General features: G+C 62.7%; 26 protein-coding genes. 13 read left to right on the top strand and 13 right to left on the bottom strand.

Annotation, left to right across the window (positions count from 1 at the left end; genetic code table 11):
- The first annotated feature begins 1 nt into the window (after nt 1).
- Genes nosR through AC3I65_RS13460 form a run of 6 tightly spaced genes read left to right on the top strand, consistent with a single transcriptional unit; the run spans nt 2 to nt 7,789 of the window.
- Nucleotides 2-2,170: a transcriptional regulator NosR gene (gene nosR / locus AC3I65_RS13485; protein WP_240539541.1), complete on the top strand. Its 2,169-nt coding sequence runs from the start codon at nt 2-4 to the stop codon at nt 2,168-2,170.
- Between the two features lie 53 nt (nt 2,171-2,223).
- Nucleotides 2,224-4,143: a TAT-dependent nitrous-oxide reductase gene (gene nosZ, locus AC3I65_RS13480; RefSeq protein ID WP_488523864.1), complete on the top strand. Its 1,920-nt coding sequence runs from the start codon at nt 2,224-2,226 to the stop codon at nt 4,141-4,143.
- A 26-nt stretch (nt 4,144-4,169) separates the two neighbouring features.
- Nucleotides 4,170-5,489 (top strand): nitrous oxide reductase family maturation protein NosD, encoded by a 1,320-nt coding sequence (locus tag AC3I65_RS13475; protein WP_188250814.1) that lies wholly within the window; start codon nt 4,170-4,172, stop codon nt 5,487-5,489.
- Nucleotides 5,486-6,403 carry an ABC transporter ATP-binding protein gene (locus AC3I65_RS13470; protein WP_322833964.1) on the top strand — a complete coding sequence of 306 codons (918 nt, stop codon included), beginning with the start codon at nt 5,486-5,488 and terminating at the stop codon, nt 6,401-6,403. Before AC3I65_RS13475 ends, AC3I65_RS13470 begins: the two co-directional genes overlap by 4 nt.
- Nucleotides 6,400-7,230, top strand: a complete 831-nt coding sequence (locus AC3I65_RS13465) for an ABC transporter permease (RefSeq protein WP_076384487.1) — start codon at nt 6,400-6,402, stop codon at nt 7,228-7,230. The genes AC3I65_RS13470 and AC3I65_RS13465 overlap by 4 nt, the downstream gene beginning before the upstream one ends.
- Nucleotides 7,231-7,261: 31 nt before the next feature.
- Entirely contained in the window at nt 7,262-7,789 is a 528-nt protein-coding gene (locus tag AC3I65_RS13460) for a nitrous oxide reductase accessory protein NosL (RefSeq protein WP_047225823.1), read from the top strand.
- Nucleotides 7,790-7,839: 50 nt separating this feature from the next.
- Here the strand turns inward: AC3I65_RS13460 and AC3I65_RS13455 are convergent, their stop codons facing one another.
- The 11 genes from AC3I65_RS13455 to AC3I65_RS13405 all read right to left on the bottom strand — a co-directional run bounded on the left by AC3I65_RS13455 (nt 7,840) and on the right by AC3I65_RS13405 (nt 17,102).
- On the bottom strand, nt 7,840-9,333 hold the full coding sequence (locus tag AC3I65_RS13455) for a cytochrome D1 domain-containing protein (RefSeq protein ID WP_488523863.1): 1,494 nt from the start codon (nt 9,331-9,333) through the stop codon (nt 7,840-7,842).
- Nucleotides 9,330-10,160 (bottom strand): uroporphyrinogen-III C-methyltransferase, encoded by an 831-nt coding sequence (cobA, locus tag AC3I65_RS13450; protein ID WP_107322417.1) that lies wholly within the window; start codon nt 10,158-10,160, stop codon nt 9,330-9,332. The genes AC3I65_RS13455 and cobA overlap by 4 nt, the downstream gene beginning before the upstream one ends.
- Before the next feature lie 37 nt (nt 10,161-10,197).
- Nucleotides 10,198-11,394: a heme d1 biosynthesis radical SAM protein NirJ gene (gene nirJ, locus AC3I65_RS13445; protein WP_488523862.1), complete on the bottom strand. Its 1,197-nt coding sequence runs from the start codon at nt 11,392-11,394 to the stop codon at nt 10,198-10,200.
- A gap of 23 nt (nt 11,395-11,417) precedes the next feature.
- The gene (ahbB, locus tag AC3I65_RS13440; RefSeq protein WP_047225826.1) at nt 11,418-12,020 is read right to left on the bottom strand and encodes a siroheme decarboxylase subunit beta; all 603 of its coding nucleotides are present in this window, start codon (nt 12,018-12,020) and stop codon (nt 11,418-11,420) included.
- Entirely contained in the window at nt 11,995-12,438 is a 444-nt protein-coding gene (locus AC3I65_RS13435) for an Lrp/AsnC family transcriptional regulator (protein WP_488523861.1), read from the bottom strand. The genes ahbB (AC3I65_RS13440) and AC3I65_RS13435 overlap by 26 nt, the downstream gene beginning before the upstream one ends.
- Nucleotides 12,431-12,943, bottom strand: coding sequence for a siroheme decarboxylase subunit beta (gene ahbB, locus AC3I65_RS13430; protein WP_488523860.1), 513 nt, complete (start codon nt 12,941-12,943; stop codon nt 12,431-12,433). Before ahbB (AC3I65_RS13430) ends, AC3I65_RS13435 begins: the two co-directional genes overlap by 8 nt.
- On the bottom strand, nt 12,940-13,398 hold the full coding sequence (locus AC3I65_RS13425; protein WP_488523859.1) for an Lrp/AsnC family transcriptional regulator: 459 nt from the start codon (nt 13,396-13,398) through the stop codon (nt 12,940-12,942). The genes ahbB (AC3I65_RS13430) and AC3I65_RS13425 overlap by 4 nt, the downstream gene beginning before the upstream one ends.
- A 2-nt stretch (nt 13,399-13,400) precedes the next feature.
- Entirely contained in the window at nt 13,401-14,579 is a 1,179-nt protein-coding gene (locus AC3I65_RS13420) for a cytochrome D1 domain-containing protein (protein ID WP_488523858.1), read from the bottom strand.
- Nucleotides 14,576-14,905 (bottom strand): c-type cytochrome, encoded by a 330-nt coding sequence (locus tag AC3I65_RS13415; RefSeq protein WP_488523857.1) that lies wholly within the window; start codon nt 14,903-14,905, stop codon nt 14,576-14,578. Before AC3I65_RS13415 ends, AC3I65_RS13420 begins: the two co-directional genes overlap by 4 nt.
- A 181-nt stretch (nt 14,906-15,086) precedes the next feature.
- A complete protein-coding gene (locus AC3I65_RS13410; RefSeq protein WP_047225832.1) occupies nt 15,087-15,398 on the bottom strand; it encodes a c-type cytochrome in 312 nt (103 codons plus the stop codon).
- A gap of 24 nt (nt 15,399-15,422) precedes the next feature.
- Entirely contained in the window at nt 15,423-17,102 is a 1,680-nt protein-coding gene (locus AC3I65_RS13405) for a cytochrome D1 domain-containing protein (protein WP_047225833.1), read from the bottom strand.
- Between the two features lie 199 nt (nt 17,103-17,301).
- Here AC3I65_RS13405 and AC3I65_RS13400 point away from each other — a divergent pair, with 199 nt between their 5' ends.
- The 6 genes from AC3I65_RS13400 to AC3I65_RS13375 all read left to right on the top strand — a co-directional run bounded on the left by AC3I65_RS13400 (nt 17,302) and on the right by AC3I65_RS13375 (nt 23,159).
- Nucleotides 17,302-18,105, top strand: coding sequence for a CbbQ/NirQ/NorQ/GpvN family protein (locus AC3I65_RS13400; RefSeq protein ID WP_047225834.1), 804 nt, complete (start codon nt 17,302-17,304; stop codon nt 18,103-18,105).
- The gene (locus AC3I65_RS13395) at nt 18,089-18,676 is read left to right on the top strand and encodes a cytochrome c oxidase subunit 3 family protein (RefSeq protein ID WP_076384506.1); all 588 of its coding nucleotides are present in this window, start codon (nt 18,089-18,091) and stop codon (nt 18,674-18,676) included. The genes AC3I65_RS13400 and AC3I65_RS13395 overlap by 17 nt, the downstream gene beginning before the upstream one ends.
- A 12-nt stretch (nt 18,677-18,688) precedes the next feature.
- Nucleotides 18,689-18,946, top strand: coding sequence for a cytochrome C oxidase subunit IV family protein (locus AC3I65_RS13390; RefSeq protein WP_107322423.1), 258 nt, complete (start codon nt 18,689-18,691; stop codon nt 18,944-18,946).
- A 341-nt stretch (nt 18,947-19,287) separates the two neighbouring features.
- A complete protein-coding gene (locus tag AC3I65_RS13385) occupies nt 19,288-19,728 on the top strand; it encodes a c-type cytochrome (RefSeq protein WP_047225837.1) in 441 nt (146 codons plus the stop codon).
- A gap of 3 nt (nt 19,729-19,731) precedes the next feature.
- The gene (locus AC3I65_RS13380; protein WP_047225838.1) at nt 19,732-21,159 is read left to right on the top strand and encodes a cbb3-type cytochrome c oxidase subunit I; all 1,428 of its coding nucleotides are present in this window, start codon (nt 19,732-19,734) and stop codon (nt 21,157-21,159) included.
- Between the two features lie 161 nt (nt 21,160-21,320).
- Complete coding sequence (locus tag AC3I65_RS13375; RefSeq protein ID WP_488523856.1) at nt 21,321-23,159, top strand: nitric oxide reductase activation protein NorD; 1,839 nt, start codon at nt 21,321-21,323, stop codon at nt 23,157-23,159.
- Nucleotides 23,160-23,163: 4 nt separating this feature from the next.
- On the opposite strand, the gene AC3I65_RS13370 is transcribed toward AC3I65_RS13375, so the two are convergent.
- Nucleotides 23,164-23,364 carry a protein DnrP gene (locus AC3I65_RS13370; protein WP_107322424.1) on the bottom strand — a complete coding sequence of 67 codons (201 nt, stop codon included), beginning with the start codon at nt 23,362-23,364 and terminating at the stop codon, nt 23,164-23,166.
- Nucleotides 23,361-24,044, bottom strand: coding sequence for a Crp/Fnr family transcriptional regulator (locus AC3I65_RS13365; protein WP_047225841.1), 684 nt, complete (start codon nt 24,042-24,044; stop codon nt 23,361-23,363). Before AC3I65_RS13365 ends, AC3I65_RS13370 begins: the two co-directional genes overlap by 4 nt.
- 577 nt (nt 24,045-24,621) lie before the next feature.
- On the opposite strand from AC3I65_RS13365, the gene AC3I65_RS13360 reads away from it, so the two are divergent.
- On the top strand, nt 24,622-25,812 hold the full coding sequence (locus AC3I65_RS13360; RefSeq protein ID WP_488523855.1) for an NnrS family protein: 1,191 nt from the start codon (nt 24,622-24,624) through the stop codon (nt 25,810-25,812).
- Nucleotides 25,813-25,817: the final 5 nt, after the last annotated feature.

The following is a 25,817-nucleotide window of genomic DNA, read 5'->3' as shown; positions in this document are numbered from 1 at the left end:
CATGACCCCTCCCTTTGTGATGCTGCACCCATCCCGCTTCTGGCTCCATGGGCTGTTCGTTCTCCTGCTGTTGATCGCAAGCCTCGCCCAGGCCAAGGACTACGGTGATATCCAGCAACAGCGCATCCACCAGGTCCTGAGCCCGGTCGATTCGATCTCCGAGCCCGACGGCCCCTTCAAGGTTCGCAAACTGTCCGCTGCCGGCAAGGTCGTCGGCTATGTGTTCCAGAGCTTGGATGTGGTGGACATTCCCGCTTATTCAGGCAAGCCCATCAACGTCCAGGTGATCCTCGATCCGGCCGGTGTGATCCTCGATGCTTTTGTGCTTGAGCACCACGAACCGATCCTGCTGATCGGCATTGCTGAAGAAAAACTCCACGCTTTCAGCGCCCGCTATAGCGGCATCAAGGTCAATCAACGGGTGGTGGTGGGGCATTCCAGCGACCCCAACGCGGTGACGGTGGATGCAATTGCCGGCGCCACCGTGACGGCGATGGTGGTCAATGAAGTCATCATGCGCGCCGCTCACGATGTCGCGGTTTCCCTGGAGCTGGTCAAGGGGGACGCGGGGTTGGCGGTGGCGCCGGCACGCGTGCGCGATGACCTCTACGAACCCGCCGACTGGAAAACCTTGACCGGCAACGGCGCGGTGCGTCGCCTGCACCTGACGCGCGGCCAGGCCGATGCTTCCTTCAAGGGGACCGAGGCCGAGGGTGTTGAAGCCGCCAGCGCCGAGCAAGCAGACGACACCTTCATCGACCTGTATGTCACCCACCTGAACCCGCCCACCATCGGTCGCAACCTGCTGGGCGAGGCGCAATACCGCACGTTGATGGCCGAACTCAAACCCGGCGAGCAGGCCATCGCCGTGATGGGCAGCGGTCGCTATTCCTTCAAGGGCTCGGGGTATGTGCGCGGCGGCATTTTCGATCGGGTACAGGTGCGTCAGTTCGGCGACGCCATCAGCTTTCGCGACCTGGACTTCCAGCGTCTGGACGACGTGGCGCCGACGGACATGCCGGAGTTCGACGAAATGGCGATTTTCATCGTCCGCGCCTCCCACCGTTTCGACCCGGGTTCGCCCTGGAGCCTGGAGCTGCTGGTGCGTCGTCAGACCGGACCTGTCAGTGGCATCTTCAGCAGCTTTGAACTGGCTTATCAATTGCCCGAGCCCTATCTGGAAAGGCCATTGCCAACGGCTGAACAACTGGCAGCTGCCGAAGAAGCCAGCCGACCGATGTGGTTGACCCTCTGGTACCAGAAAAGCCTCGAGATCAGCGTACTGGGCGTGGCCCTGCTGGTGCTCACGGCGATCCTGTTCCTGCAGGATGCGCTGGCCCGGCGCCCGAAGCTGTTGCACTGGGTCCGCCGTGGCTACCTGATGTTCACCGTGGTGTTTCTCGGTGGTTATGCATTGGCCCAGCTGTCGGTGGTCAATGTGCTGACCTTCGTTCATGCCCTGTTCGAAGGCTTTCGCTGGGAACTGTTCCTCACCGATCCGCTGATTTTCATCCTTTGGGTGTTCACCGCCGCCAGCATTCTGTTGTGGGGGCGCGGGGTGTTCTGCGGGTGGCTGTGTCCGTTCGGTGCGTTGCAAGAGTTGCTCAACGAGCTGGCGCGCAAGTTGAAAGTGCCGCAGTACGAGCTGCCGTTCGCCGTCCACGAGCGACTCTGGGCAATCAAATACATCATTTTGCTGGTGCTGTTCGGCGTCTCGCTGGAGTCGATGTCCAGCGCCGAACGGTTGGCCGAAGTGGAGCCCTTCAAGACCGCCATCACCCTCAGGTTCGACCGTCAGTGGTGGTTCGTGGCGTATGCGCTGGGTCTGCTGGTGGTCAACCTGTTCACCCGCAAAGTCTATTGCCGCTACATCTGCCCGTTGGGGGCCGCCCTGGCGATGCCGACCCGGCTGCGATTGTTCGACTGGCTCAAGCGCCGCAAGGAATGTGGCAACCCCTGCCAGCTGTGCGCCAAGGAATGCGAGATCCAGGCGATTCACCCCGATGGCCGGATCAACGCCAACGAATGTCACTACTGCCTCGATTGCCAGATGACCTGGCACAACGAAAACAAATGCCCGCCACTGATCAACAAGCGCAAAAAGCGCAGCAAGGCGAGCGCGACCGAGACGCAACTGATTCCCGTGGTGCAGGTGACCCCGGCGCCTTAAGACACCCGAATGTCCTGTCCCTTGACCCTTTCATTCTTCATGGAGCACACAGCATGAGCGATAAAAAAACCGACACCAGCGGCGCGGTCGAAGAACCCAGGGGCGTCAGCCGTCGAGGATTTCTAGGGACCAGTGCGGTGACCGGCGCCGTACTGGCCGGCGCCACGGCGCTGGGCGGCGCGGTGTTCACCCGTGAGTCCTGGGCTGCGGCGGCCAAGGAAGCCAAGTCCAAAGTCCACGTCGGCCCCGGCGAGCTGGACGACTATTACGGTTTCTGGAGCGGTGGCCATCAGGGCGAGGTGAGGGTGTTGGGCGTACCGTCCATGCGCGAGCTGATGCGTATTCCGGTGTTCAACGTCGACTCGGCCACCGGTTGGGGGCTGACCAACGAAAGCAAGCGCATCCTGGGTGACAGCGCCAAGTACCAGAACGGCGACTGCCATCACCCACACATCTCCATGACCGATGGCAAATACGACGGCAAATACCTGTTCATCAACGATAAGGCCAATTCCCGGGTCGCGCGCATTCGCCTGGATATCATGAAGTGCGACAAGATTCTCACCGTGCCCAACGTCCAGGCGATCCATGGCCTGCGCCTGCAAAAGGTGCCGTACACCAAGTACGTGTTCGCCAACGCCGAATTCGTCATCCCGCACCCCAATGACGGTCGCACGTTCGACCTGCAAGACAAGAACAGCTACACGATGTTCAACGCCATCGACGCCGAAAAAATGGAAATGGCCTTCCAGGTGATCGTCGACGGCAACCTGGACAACTCCGACGCCGACTACACCGGCAAGTACGCCGCTAGCACCTGCTACAACTCCGAGAAGGCCTACGACCTGGGCGGCATGATGCGCAACGAGCGTGACTGGGTGGTGGTATTCAACATCCCGCGCATCGAAGCGGCGATCAAGGCCGGCAAGTTCATCACTCTGGACGGCTCCAAGGTGCCGGTGGTCGATGGTCGTAAAACCGATGGCAAGGACAGCGCGTTCACCCGCTACATCCCGGTGCCGAAGAATCCCCACGGGCTCAATACCTCGTCCGACGGCAAATACTTCATCGCCAACGGCAAGCTGTCGCCCACCGTCTCGATGATCGCCATCGACCGGCTGGATGATCTATTCGACGACCGCTACAAAGACCCGCGCGAGGTGATCGTCGCTGAGCCGGAACTGGGCCTGGGGCCGTTGCATACCACCTTCGACGGGCGCGGCAATGCCTACACCACCTTGTTCATCGACAGTCAGGTGGTGAAGTGGAACATGGACGAGGCCATCCGTGCCTACAAGGGCGAGAAGGTCAACTACATCAAGCAAAAGCTCGATGTGCAGTACCAACCCGGCCACAACCACGCGTCCCTGACCGAAACCAGCGAGGCGGACGGCAAATGGCTGGTGGTCTTGTGCAAGTTCTCCAAGGACCGCTTCCTGCCCACCGGTCCGCTGCACCCGGAAAACGACCAGTTGATCGACATTTCCGGCGAAGAGATGAAGCTGGTACACGATGGCCCGGCCTTTGCCGAACCCCATGACTGCATCCTTGCCCGGCGTGACCAGATCAAGACCCAGAAGATCTGGAGCCGCACCGATCCGTTCTTCGCTGAAACCGTGGCCTTGGCCAAGAAGGATGGCATCAACTTAGAGACCGACAACAAGGTCATCCGTGACGGTAACAAGGTGCGGGTCTACATGACTTCGATGGCGCCGGCCTATGGCCTGACGGAGTTCACCGTCAAGCAAGGCAACGAGGTGACGGTGACGATCACCAACATCGACCAGATCGAAGACGTCTCCCACGGCTTTGTCATGACCAACCACGGCGTGAGCATGGAGATCAGCCCGCAACAGACCTCGTCCATCACCTTCATCGCCGACAAGGCCGGTTTGCATTGGTACTACTGCAGCTGGTTCTGCCACGCCCTGCACATGGAAATGGTCGGGCGCATGCTGGTTGAAAAGGCCTGAGCAGGTTCAACGAGGAGACGGGTTCAATGACCGGTAACCAGCAACAGCCTGCGGGCTACGCTCGCGCACCGGTCATTGCCCTGGTGCTCCTGCTACTGTCGGGCGGCGCGCTTGCCGCGCCGCAGCCGATCACCGACTTGCCATTGCAGGCCGACGGTGAACGGCAATGGCGCCTGCCTGCGGGGCAATACCGCGGCTCGTTCAGCATCGACCAACCCATGACCCTCACGTGCGCGCCGGATGCGGTATTCCAGGGGCAGGGTGAGGGCAATGGGTTGATCATTCGCGCCCCGAACGTCCAGGTCCAGGGCTGTACCTTCCTGGACTGGGGCCACGACCTCACGGCCATGAATGCCGCGGTGTTCATCCAGCCTGTCGCCCAGGGGGCGATGGTCCGTGCCAACCGCATGCAGGGCCAGGGTTTCGGTATCTGGGTCGATGGCGCGCGGGATGTCAGCCTGATCGACAACCGCATCCAGGGCGATCCCGGGCTGCGCTCCCAGGACCGGGGGAACGGCATTCACTTGTACGCGGTACACGGTGCCCGGGTCATCGGCAACCACGTACGCGAAACTCGCGACGGCATCTATATCGACACCTCCAACGGCAACCTGCTCGAGGGCAACATCCTCGAGGACCTGCGCTACGGCGTGCATTACATGTTCGCCAACGATAACCGTCTGTTGGGCAACGTCACCCGGCGCACCCGCACCGGTTATGCCTTGATGCAAAGCCGTCAACTGATGGTCATCGGCAACCGCTCCGAACAGGACCAGAACTACGGGATCCTGATGAACTACATCACCTATTCCACCCTGCGCGACAACGTGGTCACCGATGTTCGCGACGGGTCCACCGGCGACACCATGATCACCGGTGCCGAGGGCAAGGCCCTGTTCATTTACAACTCATTGTTCAACCGCATCGAAGGCAATCATTTCGAGCGCAGCGCGGTGGGCATCCACCTGACCGCCGGTTCGGAGGACAACCGCATCGCCGGCAACGTGTTCGCCGGCAACCAGCGCCAGGTCAAATACGTGGCCACGCGGTTGCAGGAGTGGTCGGTGGACGGGCGCGGCAATTACTGGAGTGATTACCTGGGTTGGGATCGCAACGGCGACGGACTGGGGGACGTGGCCTATGAACCCAACGACAACGTCGATCGCCTGCTGTGGCTGTACCCCCAGGTACGGCTGTTGATGAACAGTCCGGGTATCGAGCTGCTGCGCTGGGTACAGCGGGCGTTCCCGGTCATGAAATCCCCCGGGGTGATGGACAGCCATCCATTGATGCACGCGCCGCTCCAGCCCCCGCCACGCAACAGTGCTCAGGAGGACGCGTCTTGAACGTCGTCGAGATCGAAGGCGTCAGTCAGCGCTACGGCAATGCCACTGTGCTGCGCGGGCTGAACCTGAACCTGGCCCAGGGCGAAGTGCTCGGGCTGTTCGGGCACAACGGTGCGGGCAAGACCACGACCATGAAGCTGATACTCGGTCTGCTGCGCGCCAGTGAGGGTCAGGTGCGGGTATTTGGCCGCGAGCCGAGTGATCCGGGCGTGCGCAGAATGCTCGGTTACCTGCCGGAGAACGTGATGTTCTATCCGCAGTTGAGCGGGCTGGAAACCCTGCGCCATTTCGCCCGGCTCAAGGGCGCGGCGCCAGAACAGGTCGAGCGCTTGCTGGAGGAGGTCGGGCTGGCGCAAGCGGCCTGGCGGCGTGTGCGCACGTACTCCAAGGGCATGCGCCAACGCCTCGGGCTGGCCCAGGCCTTGCTCGGCCAGCCGCGGCTGCTGTTGCTGGACGAACCCACCGTCGGCCTGGACCCCATCGCCACCCAGGACCTCTATCAACTGCTCGATCGGCTGCGCTGGCAGGGCACCAGCATCATTCTTTGTTCGCACGTCTTGCCTGGCGTGGAAGCTCACATCAACCGCGCCGCGATTCTCACCCAAGGTCGCCTGTTGGCCCTGGGCAGCCTGGACCGGTTGCGCGAAGACGCGGGGCTGCCGACGCTGATCCGCGCCTCGGGCCTGTCGCGGGCCGACTGGCTTCGCCAGCATTGGCGCAGCGAAGGGCACCTCACCCAAGGGTGGGGCGCGCAAGGGCTGCAGGTGTCCGCGCCGGATGGCAGCAAACTCAAGTTGCTGCGCCAGTTACTGGCCCAGGATGACCCGACGGATGTCGAGATCAAACCGCCGTCCCTGGAAGATTTGTACCGCCATTACATGGTTCGCGCGGCGACCGAGGAGGCCGGCTCATGAACCCGATCTGGAACATGGCCCGCAAGGAGTTCAGTGACGGCTTGCGCAACCGCTGGTTGTTGGCGATCAGTCTGTTGTTCGCCGTGCTGGCCATCGGCATCGCCTGGCTTGGCGCGGCGGCGTCCGGCCAGTTGGGGTTTACCTCGGTGCCGGCAACGGTGGCGAGCCTGGCCAGCCTGGCAACGTTCCTGATGCCGTTGATCGCCTTGTTGCTGGCCTATGACGCGATCGTCGGCGAGGACGAGAGCGGCACCTTGCTGCTGTTGCTGACGTATCCGTTGGGGCGCGGGCAGTTGCTGCTGGGCAAGTTTGTCGGTCACGGCCTGATCCTGGCGCTGGCGACCCTGATCGGCTTTGGTTGCGCGATGTTCGCCATAGCCCTGCTGGTGGACGATATCGAGCTGAGCCTGCTGCTCTGGGCCTTTGGCCGCTTCATCGTCTCCAGCACGCTGTTGGGTTGGGTTTTTTTGGGGCTGGCCTATGTGCTGAGCAGCCTGTCGGCGGAGAAATCCACCGCCGCCGGGCTGGCGCTGGGGGTGTGGTTTTTCTTCGTGCTGGTGTTTGACCTGGCGTTGCTGGCACTGCTGGTGCTGAGCGAGGGCCGGTTCAGTCCGGACCTGCTGCCGTGGCTGTTGCTGTTCAACCCCACCGATGTGTATCGGCTGATCAACCTGTCGGGGTTCGACGCCGGTTCCAGCGGCGCGGCAGTGCTGACCTTGGGCAGCGACCTGCCGGTGCCCGGGCCTTGGCTCTGGCTGTGCCTGTGGTTGTGGATGGCTGTGCCGTTGTGGCTGGCCTATCGATTGTTCAACCGCCGGTGTCCGTGATTTCTGATCTTGATAGAGGGAGCATGTAACGATGAACAGGGTGTATTCGAGGACAGGCCGAGTTCTCGCAGGAGTGTTGGTGTGCCTGGTGCTGGTGGCATGCGGCAAGCCTGAGTCGACACCGGCCTCAAAGGCGGCGCTGGCGTTCCATCCCAGTGACGAGTGCCATGTCTGCGGCATGGTCATCACGGATTTTCCCGGACCCAAGGGCGCAGCAGCGACCGCCAGCGGCGTGAAAAAATTCTGCTCGCCGGCCGAGATGCTCAGCTGGTGGCTGCAGCCGGAGAACCATCGGGCCGACGTCCAGTTGTACGTCCACGACATGGGGCGCAGCCACTGGAACACCCCGGATGATGAGCACCTGATCGATGCCCGGACCGCCTATTTCGTCGTCGGCTCCAAGCTCAAGGGCGCCATGGGCGTCGTCCTGGCCACGTTCGCCGACGCCCAGGCGGCGGAAAAACTCGCCCGCGAGACCGGCGGCCAGGTGCTGCGTCTGCAAGACATCGACCAGAAGCTGCTGGGACAGGCCACCGCTATGTCGCCGATGAATCATTGAACGAGCAACCTGCTCCCGCTGAGGTGAGCAGGTTTGCCCTGATCGCCCGTTCAGTGAGACGTACCTTCGGCAAATTCGATCTTGTTGCCCACGTTGTATTTGCCTGAAGGTTTGTTCATGGGCAGGCGCTTGATTTCCTTGAGGGTGTGGCTGTCGTAGACGATCAGCGCGCCGTCGGTGTCCCAGATGCTCAACAGCAGGTAGCGGCCGTCGTGGGTAAATTCGACGTGGGCGGCGGTTTTGCCGGGCATGGGGCGCAAGGTGTGGGCGATTTCCAGGGTCTGTTTGTCGATCAGGTGGATGGCATCGTTGCCGGCGGCGAAGAACACGTCGGTCCAGGCATAGCGGGAGTTGGCATGGCTGCGCAGGAAGAAACCCGGCCCGAGGGTAGGGATCTGCCTGATGACTTTCCAGGTGTTGATGTCGATCACCGACACCAGTCCTTTGCTGATGTTGGGGGTCGCGAACACCCAGCGGCCATCGCGCTTCCAATAGGTGCCCGAGCCCAGGTGCGGCATGCCCGGCAGGCTGATGTCGCTGACCACCTGGCCACTGTCGAGGTCGATCACCTGTCCACCCTGGGCCTTGCGCGAGGTGGCGAGCAACTGGCGATAGTCGGGGGAGAAGGAAAAGTCATCCAGATGATCCTGGACCTCGATGCGCCTGGGCACGAAGTCCGGGTTCGGGTCGGTGGACAGTTCCCAAACCTCGTTCACATCCTTCAGTGCGACGATGAAGCTGTTGCGCGGCGCAGCGGTATAGACCGCGCTGACCCGCGAAGCCTGGCCATCCCTGCCCAGCGTCGCGATCGTCTTGACCAGGGACAAGTCCCGGGCATCCAGCACCGCCAGGTTGCCGGGCAGCGAGTTGCCCACCAGCACCCAGCGACCGTCCTTGCTCACCGCCAGGTTGCGAGTATTGAGCCCGGCCCGCACTTCGGCGATCAGCTTGAGGTTGTGCAGGTCATACAGGCTGATCCAGCCATCGCGCGACGCCAGGTAGACAAAACGCCCGTCCGGGGAAAACTTCGGTCCGCCATGCACTGCAAAGTGCGAGGCAAAGCGCGCGAGCACCTCGAACCGATCCCCGTCGACCACCGCGACGTGATGATTGCCGGCTTCCACCACTACGAACAGGTTCAGCGGGTCGGCCCGGTGTTGCGGCTGGTCGGGCAATGTGGCGACGTCCACCAACACCCGATGACTTTGGCGAATATCCTCTTCATTCCAATTGGGCGCGACGCTGGGCGGACGCTGGAGATAAAGCGCCAGGGCGTCGATTTGTGCAGGCTCCAGCAGCGTACCGAAGGCCGCCATCTGACTGGCGGGGCGGCCATTTTCGATCACCTGGCGAATTTCGCCGGGCTTGATCCGGCCCAGGCTCTGGGGCAGTAACGCCGGCCCGGCGCCGCCGATGCGGTTCACGCCGTGGCATTGTTGGCAGAGCTGCTGGTAATTGCGCTCGGCCTGTTCCAGGTCGGCACCGGTGGTAACGGCGCCATGGCTCGTACCGATCCACAGCATCGCAAGCCCGATGCGTTTCATAGCGCCACCTTCAAAGGCTGGGGTTTGGGATGAACGCGCGCCGGATGCTGCATCGGCTGCTGGGCAAACAAGCCGACCACCTTACCGATCACCGTCAATGTCGGCAGCCCTTCAACGCAATCTCGTGCCATGGCCGGCAGTTGTTGCAGGGTGCCACGTAGCACCTGCTGGTCGGGACGAGTGCCGTTGCTGATCAATGCCGCCGGAGTCTCGGCGGCCAGGCCTGCGGCCATCAACCGTGCGGCAATGCTGCCCAGGTTCGACAAGCCCATGTAGAACACCAGGGTCTGGCTATCATCCGCCAGGCTTTGCCAAGGCAGGTTCAGATCACCTTCGCGCTGCAAGTGGCCGGTGATGAAACGGCAGGAATTGACCAGGTCGCGATGGGTCAGCGGAATGCCGGCGTAGGCGCTGCAACCGGATGCGGCAGTGATACCGGGCACCACCTGACAATCGATACCACGGGCCAGCAAGTATTCCAGCTCTTCGGCACCGCGACCGAAGATGAACGGGTCGCCGCCCTTGAGCCGGACCACCCGCTGGCCCTGATCCGCGAGGTCGGCCAGCAATTGGTTGATCTGGGCCTGGGGCAGGCTGTGGCAGCCGGCGGCCTTGCCGACGTAATGCCGGGCACACGTCAGCGGGATCAGGCCCAGCAATTGCGCACTGATCAGGCGGTCATAGACCACTGCGTCGGCCTGCATCAACAGGCTCCAGGCGCGTAACGTCAGCAAACCAGGGTCACCGGGACCGGCGCCGACCAACGCGACTTCCCCCGGTCTGAAGGACGATTGCAGGGCAGCGGGCAGAACGATAGAGGCAGACATGGGACTTCCTTGGTTCATCATCAGGTTCGCCGTCGGGTTATCGGGCGCAGGGCAGTGCAACGCTGGGAATCAAAGTGCTGGGGAGCGCGTGCAAGCCGATTTCGTCATCGCTGAGGTGGCAGCCGGGGTCCTGGCCCCACAGGTCGCCGTCGGCCCAGGCGCGTGTGCGGGTGTTGCCGTTGCAGATGGCCAGCCAACGACACTGTCCGCAGCGGCCACCCACGGTGCGCGGATGCTCGCGCAGTTTTTGCAGCAGAGCGTCGGGACGTTCCAGCCAGAGTGTGCGAAAGGGCGTCCGGCGCACGTTACCCACCGAGTGCTGCCACCAGTAAGTGTCGGGGTGTACCTCACCGGTGTTGTCGATATTGGCAATGCCGCTGCCCGAGGCGTTACCGCCCCAAGCCTTGAGCATGCGTTCCAGTTCGGCGTAGTGATGGGGCAGGCGTGAGGCTACCCATTGCAGCAACAGCACCGCATCGGCGTCGTTGTTGCCGCTGACGAAGTCCGTGTCGCGTCCGTGCAGGATGTCGCTCCAGGCCCGCTCGAAGATCAGGAGCATGGCCTCGCGGCTCATCTGTTGCCGGGCGTCGAGCTGACGACTGCGCTTGCCGCGACCGCTGTAGTTGAGGTGCGACAGATAGAATTTCTGCACGTCGTATTCGCTCATCAGATCCAGCAGTCGCGGTAGCTGGGTGTGGTTCTGCTGGGTCAGGGTGGTGCGCAACCCGACCCGAATCCCGCGTTCGCGACACAACCTGATGGCCGCCATGGAACTGGCGAAACTGCCTTTGAGCTGGCGGAAGGCGTCGTGCGTCGCTTCCAGGCCATCGATGCTGATGCCCACATAATCGAAGTTCGCCGCCTCGATCTGCTCGATGTTGCTCGGGTCGATCAGCGTACCGTTGGTGGAAAGCGCCAGGAAGAATCCCTTGCGCCGGGCATAGGCACTGAGCTGGAACAGATCCTCGCGCAGCAGCGGCTCGCCGCCGGACAGGATCAATACCCGTACGCCCGCGTCATGCAGGTCGTCGATGACCTTGAGCGCCGCGGCCGTGTCGAGCTCATCACGAAACACGCTGTCGGCCGAGGTGGCGTAGCAGTGTTTGCAGGTCAGGTTACAGCGCCTGAGCAGATTCCAGATCACCACCGGCGCTCGTGTACTGCCCGGTGGTGCAACACGCGGCGCGGGACATTGACCGGCTAGGGCACGCAGGTAATGGCTGATCCTCAACATAAGTCACTCCTTCCTTGTGGGGGCTAGGTTTGCCCGCCCTGAAGCCGATGCGGTCCCTCAGAAACCGAGGCGGCTGTTTCGCGAGCAAGCTTTGCTCCCACCGGCGACAGGCGCAGGCCGGTTTTTTTCAGGATGCGGCTGCTCACCAGCATGTCGTCGGCGCTACAGGCCTCACCCAGCAGATAGCGCAGGTGCTCGCGGTAGCTGTCGATTTCCTCGCGGCTGCGGCCATGGACCATGGCAAACAGGTTGTAGCGCCAACCGGCCCGGCGCGGGCGGCGGTAGCAGTGGCTGACAAAAGGCTGTGCACCCAGCAGCGCGCCCAGGCGCGGCACATCTGCGTCGGCGACATCCCAGACAGTCATGCCGTTGTGGCGATAACCCAGGCGATAGTGATTGGGCACCGCGGCGATGCGGCGGATCGCGCCTTCGGCCTGCAAACGCTTGAGCAGGTCGAGGGTCGATTCCACGCTCAGCCCCAGTTGCTCGGCCAGCCAGGCCCAGGGATCTTCGAGCAAGGGCAGGCCGTCCTGGGTCAGTTCCACCAGCCGCAGGGCCAGTGGCGTTTCATCCAGGCGAGGCAGCGTCTGCGGCAACGGCTCAGACCGGGAAATACAGGCCGACATGGTAGGTCTCCTCCTTGGGCAGGTTCAGCGGCTCCAGACCGGTCAGGCGTTCGATACGCAACAAGGTGTCGCTGATCGCCTGTTCACTGGGGCAGGCAAGCACGAACCACATGTTCCAGGCGTGCTCGCGACTGTAGTTGTGGGCCACTTCTGGCATGGCCGCGAGCAGCTCGGCGATGGTGTCGAAACGCGGTTCGGGCACCGCCAGCGCCGCCAGGGTGAACGCGCCGCCCAGGCGGTCGATGTCGAACATCGGGCCGAAGCGGGTAAGCACGCCGTCGTTGAGCAACTCGTGCAGCCGGTCGAGCAGTTCGGTACTGCTGCTGTCCAGTTCATCAGCCAAGGCTTGCCAGGGCTGGCGTACCAGCGGCAAACCCAGTTGCAGACGATTGATCAGGCGTCGGTCCAGGTCATCCATCGATCGCCACTCCGGCCGGTATTGCGTAGCGTCCGCCACACTGCTTGAACAGGTGGGTGCTGAACAGCAACTGGTGCGGCAGATCACTCAACCAGTGCTCCTCCAACAGTACCTGGACCTGGGCCTCGACACGGTCGCGCTGGCGACCGTGGATCATGCAGAACAGGTTGTATTGCCACTGGGGCAAGCGTCGTGGTCGTTGATAGCAAAGGCTGATGCCCGGCGCCTGGCCAAGGCGGCGACCGACTTCATCGACCAATGCATCTGGCACGTCCAGCACCAGCATGGCGTTGGCGGCAAAGCCCAATGCGCGGTGATTGACCACCAGGCCGACGCGGCGGAACAAGCCCTGTTCCTGCCAGTGCCGCACCTGGTCGAGAACCTGTTGTTCGCTGGCGTCGATCTGCTCGGCCAGGGCCTGGAAGGGCCGTGATGTCAGGGGCAGGCCGGTCTCCAGCAGACGGCGCAGTTGCAGTGACTGGTGGTCACTCAGGGTCGTGTTCATGGGGTAGCCTCCAGGGCAAAGCCCAGGTCGATGCGGTAAGCGGTCAGCATGGGTAGGTCCAGCGGCGTGAGGCCGGTGTCGTTTTCCAGTTCCCGGAGAATGTTGTCCAGGTGGGCACGATCAGGCCCGGTCAGCACGAACCACAGGTTGTAGCGATGCTCCCGTGCGTAGTTGTGATTGACTTCCGGGTACTGACTGACGCGCGCTGCGACCTGGTGCAATCGGTCCACGGGCACCGCCAGGGCGGCAAGGGTGCTGGCCCCGGCTCGGCTGTGTTCGAACACCGGGCCGACCCGTGACAGGGTGCCCGCCAGTTGCAGGTGCTGCAGACAATCGAGCACCTGGGCTTCGCTGCAACCCAGGGCATCGGCCATTGCCCGATAGGGTTCGGCGCACAACGGCAGACCATGCTGGAACTGATCGATCAGGCGGTGGGCGAGTGGGCTTGGTGTCATGGTCAGTACCCCGGTTTGTGCGCACGGCTGCTGAAGAAGATGCCGCTGGGGCTCAGGGCAGGCAGGCTGCTCAGGCGTTCGAGCCGATACGGATCCCAGACCTGCACCTCACCGCCATCGCGAGCGGACAGCCACAACTGGTCGCCCCGAGCGGTGAATTCCATGTGCAGCACCCCAGGCCCTGGTCGCAGGTCGGCGATGATGGCGTGAGTCTGGGTATCGATGATCTGCACCCGGTCATTGTCCGGGTAGGCGAAGTTGACCCACAGCTGCCGGCCATCGGGACGGGCGGTGACAAACACCGGTTGGCCGGCCACGGCGACGGCGTCGACCGGTTGCCAGGTGCGGGCGTCCAGCACCAGCACCTGATGATGGCCAACGGCGGGCACAAAGGCCTGTTGATCGGCCAGGGCCCAGCCTTCCAGGTGGGGCATCTTGTATACCGGGAGCCGCGCCTCGCCGCGCCCGTACTGTTCCAGCACCCGTTTCACGCCGCGCTCCGGGTGCCAGAGGTCAAGTTGCGCCATGCCGTCCTCACCAAACAGTCCGGCCATGTAATAACGCCCGTCCGGCGTAATCAGTGCGTCATAGGGTTGCCGACCGATGGCGGTGAAGCGTTCGATGCGTGGTGTCTGGCCCTGGCTGAAGTCGGCGGTCCAGATTTCGCCGGTGTCGAACAGGCTGAATACGAAGCGCTGCCCCGGCGCGTCCACCAGGCCGACCACCCGCGAACGTTTTTGGCCGTCGGGCAATGGTGTGGCTGGAATGTCCGCGACCGGTTCCAGTGTCTGCGCGTCGAATACCTTGACGCCGCCGGGCTCGTAGTTGGAGACGGCGATCAGCTTGCCGTCCTGGCTGATCGCGCCGCCGATGCTGTTGCCGCCCTGAATGATGCGACGGTCGATGCGTGCGCTCAGCAAGTCGACCTTGCTTAAGCCGCCATCGCGGCCAAATACATAGGCATAACGCTGGTCGCGGGAAAACACCACCGAGGCGTGCGACAGATCCCCCAACCCTTCGACGCGGGCGAGGGCGGTGCGGGTGGCACTTTCGATGATTTGCAGGCTGCCGGTGGCGCGCTCCACCACCACGCCCAAGTCGCCGGTGCCGCGCAGCAGTGGCTGGGCACAAGCCGAGAGCAACAGCACGCAGGCGGTGAGAGACAGCAGAGATCGGATCATGGGGCGGGAGTTCCTTGAAGGAGCCGGTCCACCAACCAGCGAATATCGTCGGGACCGAGCAATGGCTCCCAACCGGGCATGGCGCTGCCGGGCCGTCCCTGGGTGACGGTGGCGATGAGGCTGTCGCGAGTTTTTCCGGCCAGGGCATCACGGGTCAGAGGTGGGCCGAGGCCTCCGGTCAGGTGCAGGCCGTGACAGGCGCCGCAGTCCTGGACCAGCAGGTGTTGCAGTTGGGCCTGGCGCTGGTGGTCGGGAGCGGCCAGCACCGGGGTACAGAAGACGAAGAGGAGGGTGGTCATCCGGGTTGCATAGCGGGGTCGGTCCATGACGTACTCCTGTTTGAGAAATAAAGCCGAGCGCGGCCCCTGTGGTGGGAGATTTATGTGGGAGCAAAGCTTGCTCGCGAAACAGCCGCCTTGATCTCGGAAAGACCGCACCGCCCCCATCGCGGGCAAACCTTGCTCCCCCATAAATCCCCTCGCCACAGGGAGATGCTCTTAATCAACGTTACTTAAGGGTCAAGACCCACGCCGCGAGGATCTTGGCTTCTTCATCGGTCACCGGATTGGCCGGCATCGGCATTGGTCCCCAGTTTCCTTGCGTGCCTTCCTTAATGTGCTTGGCCAACAGCTCTTGTGCTCCGGCGACGCCGGCATTCTTTGCCGCCACCTCCTTGAGCGCCGGCCCTACCAACTTGGTGTCAATGGAGTGGCAGGCGCCACAGGGTTTGCTCTTGAACAGTGTCGGGCCGTCCTGGGCCAGTGCCGGTTGCAGGCTGAATGCGGCACTCAAGGTCAGGGCAAGCAGAATAGGCTTCATGGTTTTTCCTCTTATTGATGGGGCTCAATAGATGTCGTGTTGGGTGTTGTAAACGTTGAATTTTCCGGTAGGGGTGATCAGGCGTTTGTCCTTGATCACGCTCTTGAGCTTGAGGGTCTTGTCATCGATCACCACCAGCGCCGACTCGTCTTCCTGGCCGCTCCAGACCGAGAACCAGACTTCATCGCCGGCCTTGTTGTATTCCGGTTGCACCACGCGCATCGCACCTTTCTTGATACCGGCGTACTCGGCAATCGGCAGCACGGTGTAGCCGGCGTCGAGCTTGTCGATGTCGAACACCGCCACTGATTGGCTGAGCTTGGTGTCGGGGCTCAGGGTGGTGTCGACGTACAGGTGACGGGACTTGGGATGGGTCTTGATGAACAGCGAACCGCCACCCTGGCCCTGAAGCGAGCCCACCTGTTTCCAGGCATATTGCGGATGCTTGACCGGGTCGGTGCCGATCAGTGAGACGCCGGCATCACCCAGATGACTGGTAGCCCAGACCGGGCCGTAGAGCGGATGGTTGAAGTTGGCACCGCGTCCCGGGTGCGGGGTTTTACCGACATCCACCAGGGCGGTGAGCTTGCGCTCCTTGGAGTCGATGACTGCCACCTGGTTGGAGTTGTTCGCCGCCGTCATGAAATAGCGATGGCTGCTGTCCCAGCCACCGTCATGCAGGAACGGTGCGGCGTCGATGCTGGTGATGGTGAGGTTCTTGATGTCCTGGTAGTTGACCAGCATCACCTTGCCGGTTTCCTTGACGTTGACGATGAACTCCGGCCACTCATGTGACGCGATGATCGCCGCCACCCGCGGCTCGGGGTGATATTGCTGGGTATCGACGGTCATGCCGCGCGTCGAGACGATCTGCCTGGGCTCCAGGGTCTCGCCGTCCATGATGGTGAACTGCGGCGGCCAATACGAGCCGGCAATGGTGTACTTGTCTTCGTAGCCCTTGAACTTGGAGGTTTCCACCGAGCGGGCCTCGATCCCGACTTTGATCTCGGCCACCTTGGTCGGCTCTTGCGGCCACAGGTCGATCATGTCGATCTTGGCGTCCCGGCCGATCACCAGCAGGTAACGCCCGGACGCCGAGATACGCGAAATGTGCACCGCGTAACCGGTGTCGATCAGCTTGACGATCTTTTTGCTGTCGCCGTCGACCAGGGCAATCTTGCCGTCATCGCGCAGGGTGACTGAAAACAGGTTCTGCAGGTTGAGTGAGTTGAGTTGCCGGGTGGGCCGGTCTTCGGGTTTGACCAGCACCTTCCAGGTCTTGAGGGTTTCGGCCATGCCCCATTCCGGTGGGGTAGGCGGGGTGTGTTGGATGAACTTGGCCATTACCGTGATCTGGTCTTTGGTCAGGGCGTTGGAGGTGCCCCAGTTGGGCATGCCGGCGGCTGAACCGTAGGTAATCAGCGCCTCCAGGTAGGCTTGGCCGCGGCCCTGGGTGATGTCGGGTGTCAGCGGTTTACCGGTGGCGCCCTTGCGCAGCACACCGTGGCAGCCGGCGCAGCGCTGGAAGTAGATTTGCTTGGCCGCGTCGAAGTCGGCCTGGCTCAGGTCCGGCGCGCCTTCGGTCTTGACCATGCGGGCGTCTTGCGGCGCAGCGGGTGGGTTGGCGAAGGCATTGAGTGCAGCCAGCGCCGTACACAGCGCCCCGACCCCCATGACCCACGATTTTTTGTGGCTGATCAGCATTCCATTTCTCCTCAGGCATGACCCCGCGCGGCCCTGCAATTGACGTTCGGCGCGCAGATTCTTGGTGCGCTGCAAGGCTATGCCCAGGCCGGTGGTTACCCGCTTGACGGCGATCAAGTTTGCCGGCCACAGCCCTTGCCAGGTTGTCGCAGGGGCCCGTAGCGTGGCTGGCAATCGTGTTATCTGATCAGGTCATGCCATGAACGCTATCCACACCCTTGAACACCCGGCCGAACCTTTCTACCAACCCCAGGACAACGAGCTGGCGTTGTTCGAACAGGCCTGGCGGCACGGCATGCCGGTGCTGGTCAAAGGCCCCACCGGTTGCGGCAAGACCCGTTTTGTCCAGCACATGGCTCACCGTCTGAAATTGCCGCTGTACACCGTGGCCTGCCACGATGATTTGAGCGCGGCCGACCTGGTGGGTCGTCACTTGATCGGCGCCCAGGGCACCTGGTGGCAAGACGGGCCTCTGACCCGAGCGGTGCGCGAGGGGGGCATCTGTTATCTGGACGAGGTGGTGGAAGCACGCCAGGACACCGCAGTGGTGTTGCACCCCTTGGCCGATGATCGCCGGCAGCTGTATCTGGAACGCACCGGTGAGGTTCTCCAGGCACCGCCGGCGTTCATGCTGGTGGTGTCGTACAACCCCGGTTACCAGAACTTGCTCAAGGGCATGAAACCCAGCACCCGCCAGCGTTTCGTGGCGATGCGCTTTGGCTATCCCACGGTTGCCGATGAAGAGCGCATCGTTGCCCGCGAGGCCGGGGTGGATATGGCTCTGGCGGCCCAGGTGGTGCAGTTGGGGCAGGCGCTGCGTCGGCTCGATCAGCATGATCTGGAGGAGGTGGCCTCCACGCGTCTGCTGATTTTCGCCGCGCGCATGATCGGAGCCGGCATGGACCCGCGCCAAGCCTGTCTGGCCTGTCTGGCCGAGCCGTTGAGCGACGATCCGCAAACCGTTGCCGCATTGATGGATGTGGTCGATGTCCACTTCGGCTGAAGCCGCTGCGCTGTCCACCCGGCGATTGCCAGGGGATCTGGCAATGTGGTTTTTCATCCTCGCCGAACTGACGGTGTTTGCCTTGCTGATCCTGGCATTCGCCGTCGCCCAGGCATTGAACCCGCCGTTGTTCAGCGAAGGCCGGCAGTTGCTGGATCGCTCCACCGGCCTGGCGATGACCCTCAGCCTGCTGAGCGCCGGGTTGTTCGCAGCCTTGGCCCAGGAGCAAGTCCGACAGGACCGGCCACGCCAGGCGGCGCTGCTGTTGTGGCTGGCCTTGTTGGTTGCCGGCGGCTACGTGGCGCTCAAGCTCATCGAGTACGCCCACTTGTTGGCCAACGGTCTCGGCCTGGAGCACAACACCTTCTTCACCTTGTACTGGATCCTCACGGCGTTTCACTTTCTCCATGTGTTGCTGGGCATGGTGATCCTTGCCTGGCTGGCCGAGGGTTGCCGGCGGCGGCGTTACGGGGCGCAGCAGTGCAGCGGGCTGGAATCCGGCGTGCTGTATTGGCACATGGTGGACCTGGTCTGGGTGTTGCTGTTTCCGGTTGTCTACATTCTCGGTTGAGCGGAGGTGCTCATGTCGGTTTCCCGTGTCTTGATCGTCTGCTGGATGACACTGGCCGTGCTGAGCATCGGCACCGTTGCCCTGGGCCAGGTCGCTGCCACCGGACTGGTGTCCATCGCCATCCTCGCGGTGGCGGTGACCAAGGCCTGGTTGATCGCCGACGGCTTCATGGAGCTGCGCCATGCGCCGCGATTGTGGCGCTGGCTGGTGTTGAGCTGGGCGGCGCTGCTCGCGATTGTGATTGGGGTCGTGATTTCATTCGCGATCTGAGCCTGAATCACAAAACACCTGTGGCGAGGGGATTTATCCCCGCTGGGCTGCGAAGCAGTCCCTATGGCCGGCGCTTCGGTGTGTCAGATGTATAGGGTGAGCCGTCTTGGGGCTGCTTCGCAGCCCAGCGGGGATAAATCCCCTCGCCACAGGACCGGGTTCACTGCGCGACAGCGCAGCGTCGCAGACGCGGCGGCCACTCCCTCGCCACAACAGCTCATCTGCCTTCCTGGCTGTGCTGGAACAACCCACTAAAACCATCGGAGATTCTTGATCGCCATCAAGCGGGTTCTGGACCCTCGCTTCCTAGAATGGACACGCCAAGCAATGAGGAAGTGACCATGTCAGATACCTTTACCAAAGGCATGGCCAGGAATATTTATTTCGGGGGAAGCGTGTTCTTTTTCCTGATATTCCTGGCCCTGACCTACCACTCGGAACAGACCTTTCCAGAACGCAGCAACCAGGCGCAATTGAGCGAATCGGTGATACGCGGCAAGGGCGTCTGGGAGCGCAACAACTGCATCGGCTGCCATACGCTGCTGGGCGAGGGCGCGTATTTCGCGCCGGAGCTGGGCAATGTGGTCAACCGGCGTGGTGGCGAGGAAGCCTTCACGCCGTTCCTGCAGGCCTGGATGAAAATGCAGCCGCTGAACGTTCCCGGCCGTCGCGCCATGCCGCAGTTCAACCTCAGCGAACAGGAAGTCGACGACATCGCCGAGTTCCTCAAGTGGAGTTCGAAAATCAATACCAATGGCTGGCCGCCAAACAAGGAGGGCTGAGAGATGAGCATGGCTAATCCGCATCTGAAATTCGCCTCGCAGGCCGTCGCCAAACCTTACTTCGTGTTTGCCCTGATGCTGTTCCTGGGGCAGGTGCTGTTCGGTTTGATCATGGGGCTGCAATACGTGGTCGGCGACTTCCTGTTCCCGCTGATTCCCTTCAACGTGGCCCGCATGGTCCACACCAACCTGCTGATCGTCTGGCTGCTGTTTGGCTTCATGGGCGCGGCGTACTACCTGATACCCGAGGAAGCCGACCGGGAGCTGCACAGTCCGAAGCTGGCGATCGTGCTGTTCTGGGTGTTCGCCGCCGCCGGGGTACTGACGATCCTGGGCTACCTCTCGGTGCCCTATGCCACGCTGGCGAAAGTTACCGGCAACGATTTGCTGCCGACCATGGGCCGTGAGTTCCTGGAGCAACCGACGATCACCAAGATGGGCATCGTGGTGGTCTGCCTGGGTTTCCTCTACAACATCGGCATGACCATGCTCAAGGGCCGCAAGACCACGGTCAGCATGGTGATGATGACCGGCCTGATCGGCCTGGCGGTGTTCTTCCTGTTCTCCTTCTACAACCCGGAAAACCTCGTCCGCGACAAGTATTACTGGTGGTGGGTGGTGCATCTTTGGGTTGAAGGCGTCTGGGAACTGATCATGGGTTCGATGCTCGCCTTTGTGCTGATCAAGGTCACTGGCGTGGACCGCGAAGTGGTCGAGAAGTGGCTCTACGTGATCATCGCCATGGCCCTGATTACCGGGATCATCGGCACCGGTCACCACTTCTTCTGGATCGGCGCACCCGAAGTCTGGTTGTGGGTCGGATCGATCTTCTCCGCGCTGGAACCGCTGCCGTTCCTGGCGATGGTGATCTTCGCCTTCAGCATGGTGAAGAACCGTCGCCGGCAACACCCCAACCGCGCCGCCACCTTGTGGGCCAAAGGCACCACGGTCACCGCGTTCTTCGGCGCCGGCGTCTGGGGGTTCCTGCACACCTTGGCACCGGTGAACTTCTACACCCACGGTTCGCAACTGACTGCGGCCCATGGTCACCTGGCTTTCTACGGTGCCTACGCGATGATCGTCATGACGCTGATCAGCTACGCCATGCCGCGTCTGCGCGGGTTGGGTGAAGCGGCGGATGAGCGCTCGCAGCGCCTGGAGATCTGGGGCTTCTGGCTGATGACGCTGTCGATGGTGATGATCACCTTGTTCCTCACCGCCGCCGGTGTCGTCCAGGTGTGGCTGCAACGCTGGATGGCGGACGGCAGTGCCTTGCCGTTCATGGCGACGATGGACCATTTGAAGCCGCTGTTCTGGGCGCGTCTGGTCAGCGGCGTCGGGTTCCTGGCTGGTTTGCTCTGCTACCTGTTCAGCTTCCGCCAACGTGGCCGCGCCGCTTTGCGCGCACCGGCGGCGGTGGTGCCGTCTTGAAAGGCCACCACTGAGGCCGTGGCGAGGGAGCTTGCTCCCGCTGGGCTGCGCAGCAGACCCTTTTTGATGGGCGCTTCGCACCCAAGCGGGAGCAAGCTCCCTCGCCACAAAAGCGATGCGAGCCAGTCCCTCCACCGCAACGCGTCGATAGGAGAATAACCATGGCATTCACCCTTGAACTGGAAGAGTGGGTCGGCAGCGTCTGGCACCGTTTCATCACCCGACGAGCCAGTGTGGATTTTCCCGAAGCGCGGGTGGAGTTGATCCCCCGGCAACGCGCTCTGCATGTACTGTTGCGCGCCACCGGTGGTGCTTCTCACCTGGGTGTGGAGGCCGTCAGCGACCGCGACCTGTTGCTGCGCCGCAACCTGTTGCAGCAGATCGCCGGCACCTGCAAGCAAGTGCCATTGGCCTGGTGCGATGGCGACAACCTGCGTTTGCCGGCGAGCCTGGCGGCGTTTCCCGATGCCGGGTTGAACGAAGAACTGTACCGCTGGCTGGCGTTGCTGGCTGCGCAAGCGGGGCCGATGAAACATTGGGGACGTGACAACCAACGCTGGACCCTGGCACTGCTGGGGCGTTACCCGGCGCTGCGTGGCCGATATCGGCGGCTGGTGGATGCGCATCTGTCGTTGCGTCCCGACCCACAATCATTGCCCCCGGCCGAGGCGGCCCTGGAGCGCGCGCTGTGTCAGGCCTTGCGCGAACCGGGCAGCGTCGAGCATTTTCCGCGCAGTGAGCGGGCCGCCTGGCCGCTGCCGCTGTGGCTGTATCCGCCCCAGCATCTGGGCAATCCCCAGGCGGCCAACCTCGAGGAGTCCGAGCAATACCTGGCGACGCTGCCGGGTGAGCAGCAGGGCGGTCGCAAGCGCGCCGAGCGCATCGACGACACCACCCGGGACGGTGGGTTGCTGATCGTGCGCCTGGAGAACCTGTTCAGTTGGACCGAACACGTGGACCTGGATCGCTGGGCGGACGACAGCGAAGACCCGGACGCGGCGCGCGTCGCCGAGGACCTGGACCAATTGACCCTGTCGCGCACCCGCTTGCGCAAGGGCGGCGGTTTGAAGTTGCACCTGGACTTGCCGCCGGCCGATGTGGATGACATTCCCCTGGGCGTGGGCATCCTGTTGCCGGAATGGGACTACCGCAAACAACGCCTCCAGGACAATTTCGTCAGTGTGCAGACTTTCATTCCCCGGGACTGCGAACCTCAGCCGCTGCCGAACCGCCTGCGCGCGTCGGCCCAGCGTTTGCGGCGCCAGTTCGAGCACCTGCGCAACGATCGACAATGGCTGCGCCAGCAAACCCAGGGTTCGGAGCTGGACCTGCAAGCTTGGCTGGACTTCCACGTCGAGCGTCAGCACGGCCAATGCAGCGAACGCGGCTTGTTCATGGAACAACGCCAGACCCGCCGCGACCTGGCTTGCCTGCTGTTGGCCGATCTGTCGATGTCCACCGATGCCCACCTCAACGACGAACACCGGGTGATCGACGTGATCCGCGACAGCCTGCTGCTGTTCGGTGAAACCCTGTCGGTGCTGGGGGATGATTTTGCCTTGTACGGGTTCTCTTCACTGCGCCGACAACAGGTGCGGATGCACGAGATCAAGGCGTTCAACCAAGGCTATGACGACCACACCCGCGGTCGGATCCAGGGCCTCAGGCCCGGTTACTACACGCGCATGGGCGCCGCCATTCGCCAGGCCACCCAACGGCTGGAAGGGTGCAAGCGGCGACGCAAGTTGTTGTTGCTGGTGAGCGATGGCAAACCTAACGACCTGGATCTCTATGAAGGACGCTATGGCGTGGAGGACACCCGCCAGGCGGTGCTGGAGGCCCGGCGCCAGGGGCTGACGCCGTTTTGCATCACCATCGATCGTGAAGCCGGGGATTACCTGCCGTATATGTTCGGCGCCAATGGCTACACCTTGATCCGTCAGCCGGAACAACTGCCGCTGCGTTTGCCGCAGTTGTACCGGCAGTTGACTCAGGATTGAGGGTTCAGGCGATGTCGCGGGGTAACCAGAAAAACATGACGACGCAGAATATCGTCAGGCCGACACAGAACCAGGTGAAGCGTCGCAGGCGGCGCTCGCCAGCCAGCCCTGCCTCGGCCGGTAGCGGCATGCCGCACTGGCGACATTCGCTTTGATTGGCGGGGTTGGCGTGTTGGCAATACAGGCAGGTGGGTTGCGCGCTCATTCGAAATGTTCCAGGCGCAGGCGGTCGAGAATGGCGATCTGGCGACCGTCCTGGGTGATGATTTTTTCATCGATCAGCCGGCGGATGATCCGCGAGAAGGTTTCTGGCTGGATCGACAGGTGTCCGGCGATCAGTTGCTTGGCCATGGGCAGCTCGAACTGGCTGTCCACGGTTTGCAAGCGTACCAGTTGTGTCAGCAGGTAGCGCACCACGCGGTGGGTGGCGTTTTTCAGCGACAGGGTTTCAATCTCGTTGACCCGTTGGTGCAGGCGCACACAGAGCTTGCCGAGCAGGGCGAAGGTCAACCGGCTGTTACTTTGCAAAAGACGCATGTACGTGGCATTGGACAGGCGATACAGCTGGGTTGGCCCAACGGCCTCTGCGCAAGCGACGTAGTTCGGCGTGTCCATCAGCATCATGGCTTCAGCGAAGGTCTGGCGCTCGCCGATCACCTCGAAGACTTTTTCCTGGCCGTCCGGCGTCAACCGGTAGATTTTCACCGCGCCGGAGATCACGAAGTAAAACGCCTGCGCCGGTTCGCCCTGGCGGAACAGCGGTTCGCCCCTGTCGACATTCAGCAATTGGCTGGTACTCATCAGTTCGTCGAGCTGTTCTTCGTTCAACGGTTCGAACAGGTGATGACTGCGCAGAATCTGGTGATGAACACGGTGAAGCACCATGGCATGAGTCCTTGTATGGCAGGGAAATGAATCGGATTCAGACGAGGCTCAGGGACAGGCCGCTGGCCAGCCCCACGACGCAAGAGAGCAGGACGAACCAGGCGAGCGGCAGCGCGACGTATTTCATGGGTAACCCCGGCAAAAAAAGTCTGTGCCCTGCCAGAGCAAGAGACGGGCCATGCCCGCAACCGTTGATTTGCGGGGCCGTACGGTGAGATGGGTATAAATGACCCTGTACTGTTAGGGTGATAATCACCATGACAGGGTTATATTTACCCGGTTGACGGCCATTTGTGGGAGAGAGCCTGCTCACGATGGCGGCTTGACAGTCAGCGGAGATATCGAGCTGACCGGCCTTATCGCCAGCAGGCTCGCCCCTTCAGGGGATAAGCAGACGGTTTATTGAGTGGGGCGGTGCACCCTCGACCGGTTTCGGCAAGCCCCTTGCAAGTACCTGGGTGAGGCAGGCTGGCTTGATCTGAGACAAGGCCCGCCGGTGCCGATAGCTGATCATTCGAACCCTGATTGTTGACCCCTCACCGCTGGCCCGTCCCGCGCTGAGGTAAAGGAGTGGTGTATGCAAGTGCTTGACCGTCGCAAGGCCATGGCCATCCTGCCGTTGTGGCGGCTGGCGTTTCGGCCGTTCTTCCTGGCCGGGTGTGTGCTTGCATTGTTGGCCATACCGTTGTGGCTGGCGGCGTTTACTGGAAGGCTGTCGGCCTGGCAACCGGCCGGCGGCTGGTTGGCCTGGCACCGTCATGAACTGCTGTTCGGCTTCGGCCTGGCAATCATCGCCGGGTTCTTGTTGACGGCGGTGCAGACCTGGACAGGTACTCCGGGGCTGAGCGGCAAACGTCTGGCGGCGCTGGCGCTGTTATGGCTGGGCGCGCGACTGGCCTGGCTGGTGGATGCACCCTGGCCATTGCTGACGTTGCTGGAGCTGGGTTTCGCCCTGGCGGTTGCGGCGTTGATGGGCATTACGTTGTGGCGCGTACGGCAGAAGCGCAATTACCCGATTGTGCTGGTCTTGCTGCTGTTAGCCGCCTCTGATGGGTTATCCGTATACGCTCTGGTGCAACATGACGAGGGCTTGCAGCGCCAAAGCGTGCTCACCGGCCTATGGCTGGTGGCGGCGATGATGGGGCTGATCGGCGGGCGGGTGATTCCTTTCTTTACCCAGCGCGGTCTGGGCCGGGTAGAAGGCGTTGCCCCCTGGCCGTGGCTCGATCGTCTGTTACTGGCGGGGTCGGCACTGGTGGCGCTGCTGTATGCCTTCGGCCCGGCGCTGTCGACCAGCCTCTGGGTCGGCCTGTTGTTCGCCGCGCTGGCGGTGGGGCACGGGGTGCGACTGGTGCGCTGGCATGATCGGGATTTGTGGCGGGTGCCGCTGCTGTGGTCGCTGCACCTGGCCTACGCCTGGCTGGCGCTGGCTTGCCTGGGCATGGCGCTGTGGCATTTCGGCGTCGCGCTGAACCCGAGCCTGGCGGTGCACAGCTTGTCCATCGGCGCCATGGCCGGGTTGATCCTGGCGATGATCGCCCGCGTCAGCCTGGGCCATACCGGGCGAGCCTTGGAACCGCCGGCCGGCATGACCCTGGCGTTCGTCCTGCTGAACCTGGCATGCCTGAGCCGAGTGCTGCTGGTGCTGCTGTTCCCGTTGGCCGCGCTGTGGCTGGCGGGGCTGTGCTGGACCCTGGCATTCGGACTCTACGCCTGGCGTTATGGGCCGATGCTGTTGCAGGCCCGCGTGGATGGGCATCCAGGATGAGCCGA

The sequence above is a fragment of the Pseudomonas sp. N-1-13 genome, from assembly GCF_057787095.1.
The sequence above is the reverse complement of the archived record's forward strand: the minus strand, read 5'-3'. Positions and strand labels throughout refer to the sequence as shown.

Coding starts and splice junctions, on each gene's coding strand:
- nosZ (WP_488523864.1), top strand. CDS start 2,224: ATGAGCGATAAAAAAACCGACACCAGCGGCGCGGTCGAAGAACCCAGG.
- cobA (WP_107322417.1), bottom strand. CDS start 10,160: ATGTCTGCCTCTATCGTTCTGCCCGCTGCCCTGCAATCGTCCTTCAGA.
- AC3I65_RS13385 (WP_047225837.1), top strand. CDS start 19,288: ATGTCAGATACCTTTACCAAAGGCATGGCCAGGAATATTTATTTCGGG.
- AC3I65_RS13375 (WP_488523856.1), top strand. CDS start 21,321: ATGGCATTCACCCTTGAACTGGAAGAGTGGGTCGGCAGCGTCTGGCAC.
- ahbB (WP_488523860.1), bottom strand. CDS start 12,943: ATGAACACGACCCTGAGTGACCACCAGTCACTGCAACTGCGCCGTCTG.
- nirJ (WP_488523862.1), bottom strand. CDS start 11,394: ATGTTGAGGATCAGCCATTACCTGCGTGCCCTAGCCGGTCAATGTCCC.
- AC3I65_RS13415 (WP_488523857.1), bottom strand. CDS start 14,905: ATGGACCGACCCCGCTATGCAACCCGGATGACCACCCTCCTCTTCGTC.
- AC3I65_RS13435 (WP_488523861.1), bottom strand. CDS start 12,438: ATGGATGACCTGGACCGACGCCTGATCAATCGTCTGCAACTGGGTTTG.
- AC3I65_RS13405 (WP_047225833.1), bottom strand. CDS start 17,102: ATGCTGATCAGCCACAAAAAATCGTGGGTCATGGGGGTCGGGGCGCTG.
- AC3I65_RS13365 (WP_047225841.1), bottom strand. CDS start 24,044: ATGGTGCTTCACCGTGTTCATCACCAGATTCTGCGCAGTCATCACCTG.
- AC3I65_RS13390 (WP_107322423.1), top strand. CDS start 18,689: ATGTCGGTTTCCCGTGTCTTGATCGTCTGCTGGATGACACTGGCCGTG.
- AC3I65_RS13370 (WP_107322424.1), bottom strand. CDS start 23,364: ATGAGCGCGCAACCCACCTGCCTGTATTGCCAACACGCCAACCCCGCC.
- AC3I65_RS13400 (WP_047225834.1), top strand. CDS start 17,302: ATGAACGCTATCCACACCCTTGAACACCCGGCCGAACCTTTCTACCAA.
- nosR (WP_240539541.1), top strand. CDS start 2: ATGACCCCTCCCTTTGTGATGCTGCACCCATCCCGCTTCTGGCTCCAT.
- AC3I65_RS13410 (WP_047225832.1), bottom strand. CDS start 15,398: ATGAAGCCTATTCTGCTTGCCCTGACCTTGAGTGCCGCATTCAGCCTG.
- ahbB (WP_047225826.1), bottom strand. CDS start 12,020: ATGTCGGCCTGTATTTCCCGGTCTGAGCCGTTGCCGCAGACGCTGCCT.
- AC3I65_RS13420 (WP_488523858.1), bottom strand. CDS start 14,579: ATGATCCGATCTCTGCTGTCTCTCACCGCCTGCGTGCTGTTGCTCTCG.
- AC3I65_RS13360 (WP_488523855.1), top strand. CDS start 24,622: ATGCAAGTGCTTGACCGTCGCAAGGCCATGGCCATCCTGCCGTTGTGG.
- AC3I65_RS13465 (WP_076384487.1), top strand. CDS start 6,400: ATGAACCCGATCTGGAACATGGCCCGCAAGGAGTTCAGTGACGGCTTG.
- AC3I65_RS13425 (WP_488523859.1), bottom strand. CDS start 13,398: ATGACACCAAGCCCACTCGCCCACCGCCTGATCGATCAGTTCCAGCAT.
- AC3I65_RS13380 (WP_047225838.1), top strand. CDS start 19,732: ATGAGCATGGCTAATCCGCATCTGAAATTCGCCTCGCAGGCCGTCGCC.
- AC3I65_RS13460 (WP_047225823.1), top strand. CDS start 7,262: ATGAACAGGGTGTATTCGAGGACAGGCCGAGTTCTCGCAGGAGTGTTG.
- AC3I65_RS13455 (WP_488523863.1), bottom strand. CDS start 9,333: ATGAAACGCATCGGGCTTGCGATGCTGTGGATCGGTACGAGCCATGGC.
- AC3I65_RS13395 (WP_076384506.1), top strand. CDS start 18,089: ATGTCCACTTCGGCTGAAGCCGCTGCGCTGTCCACCCGGCGATTGCCA.
- AC3I65_RS13475 (WP_188250814.1), top strand. CDS start 4,170: ATGACCGGTAACCAGCAACAGCCTGCGGGCTACGCTCGCGCACCGGTC.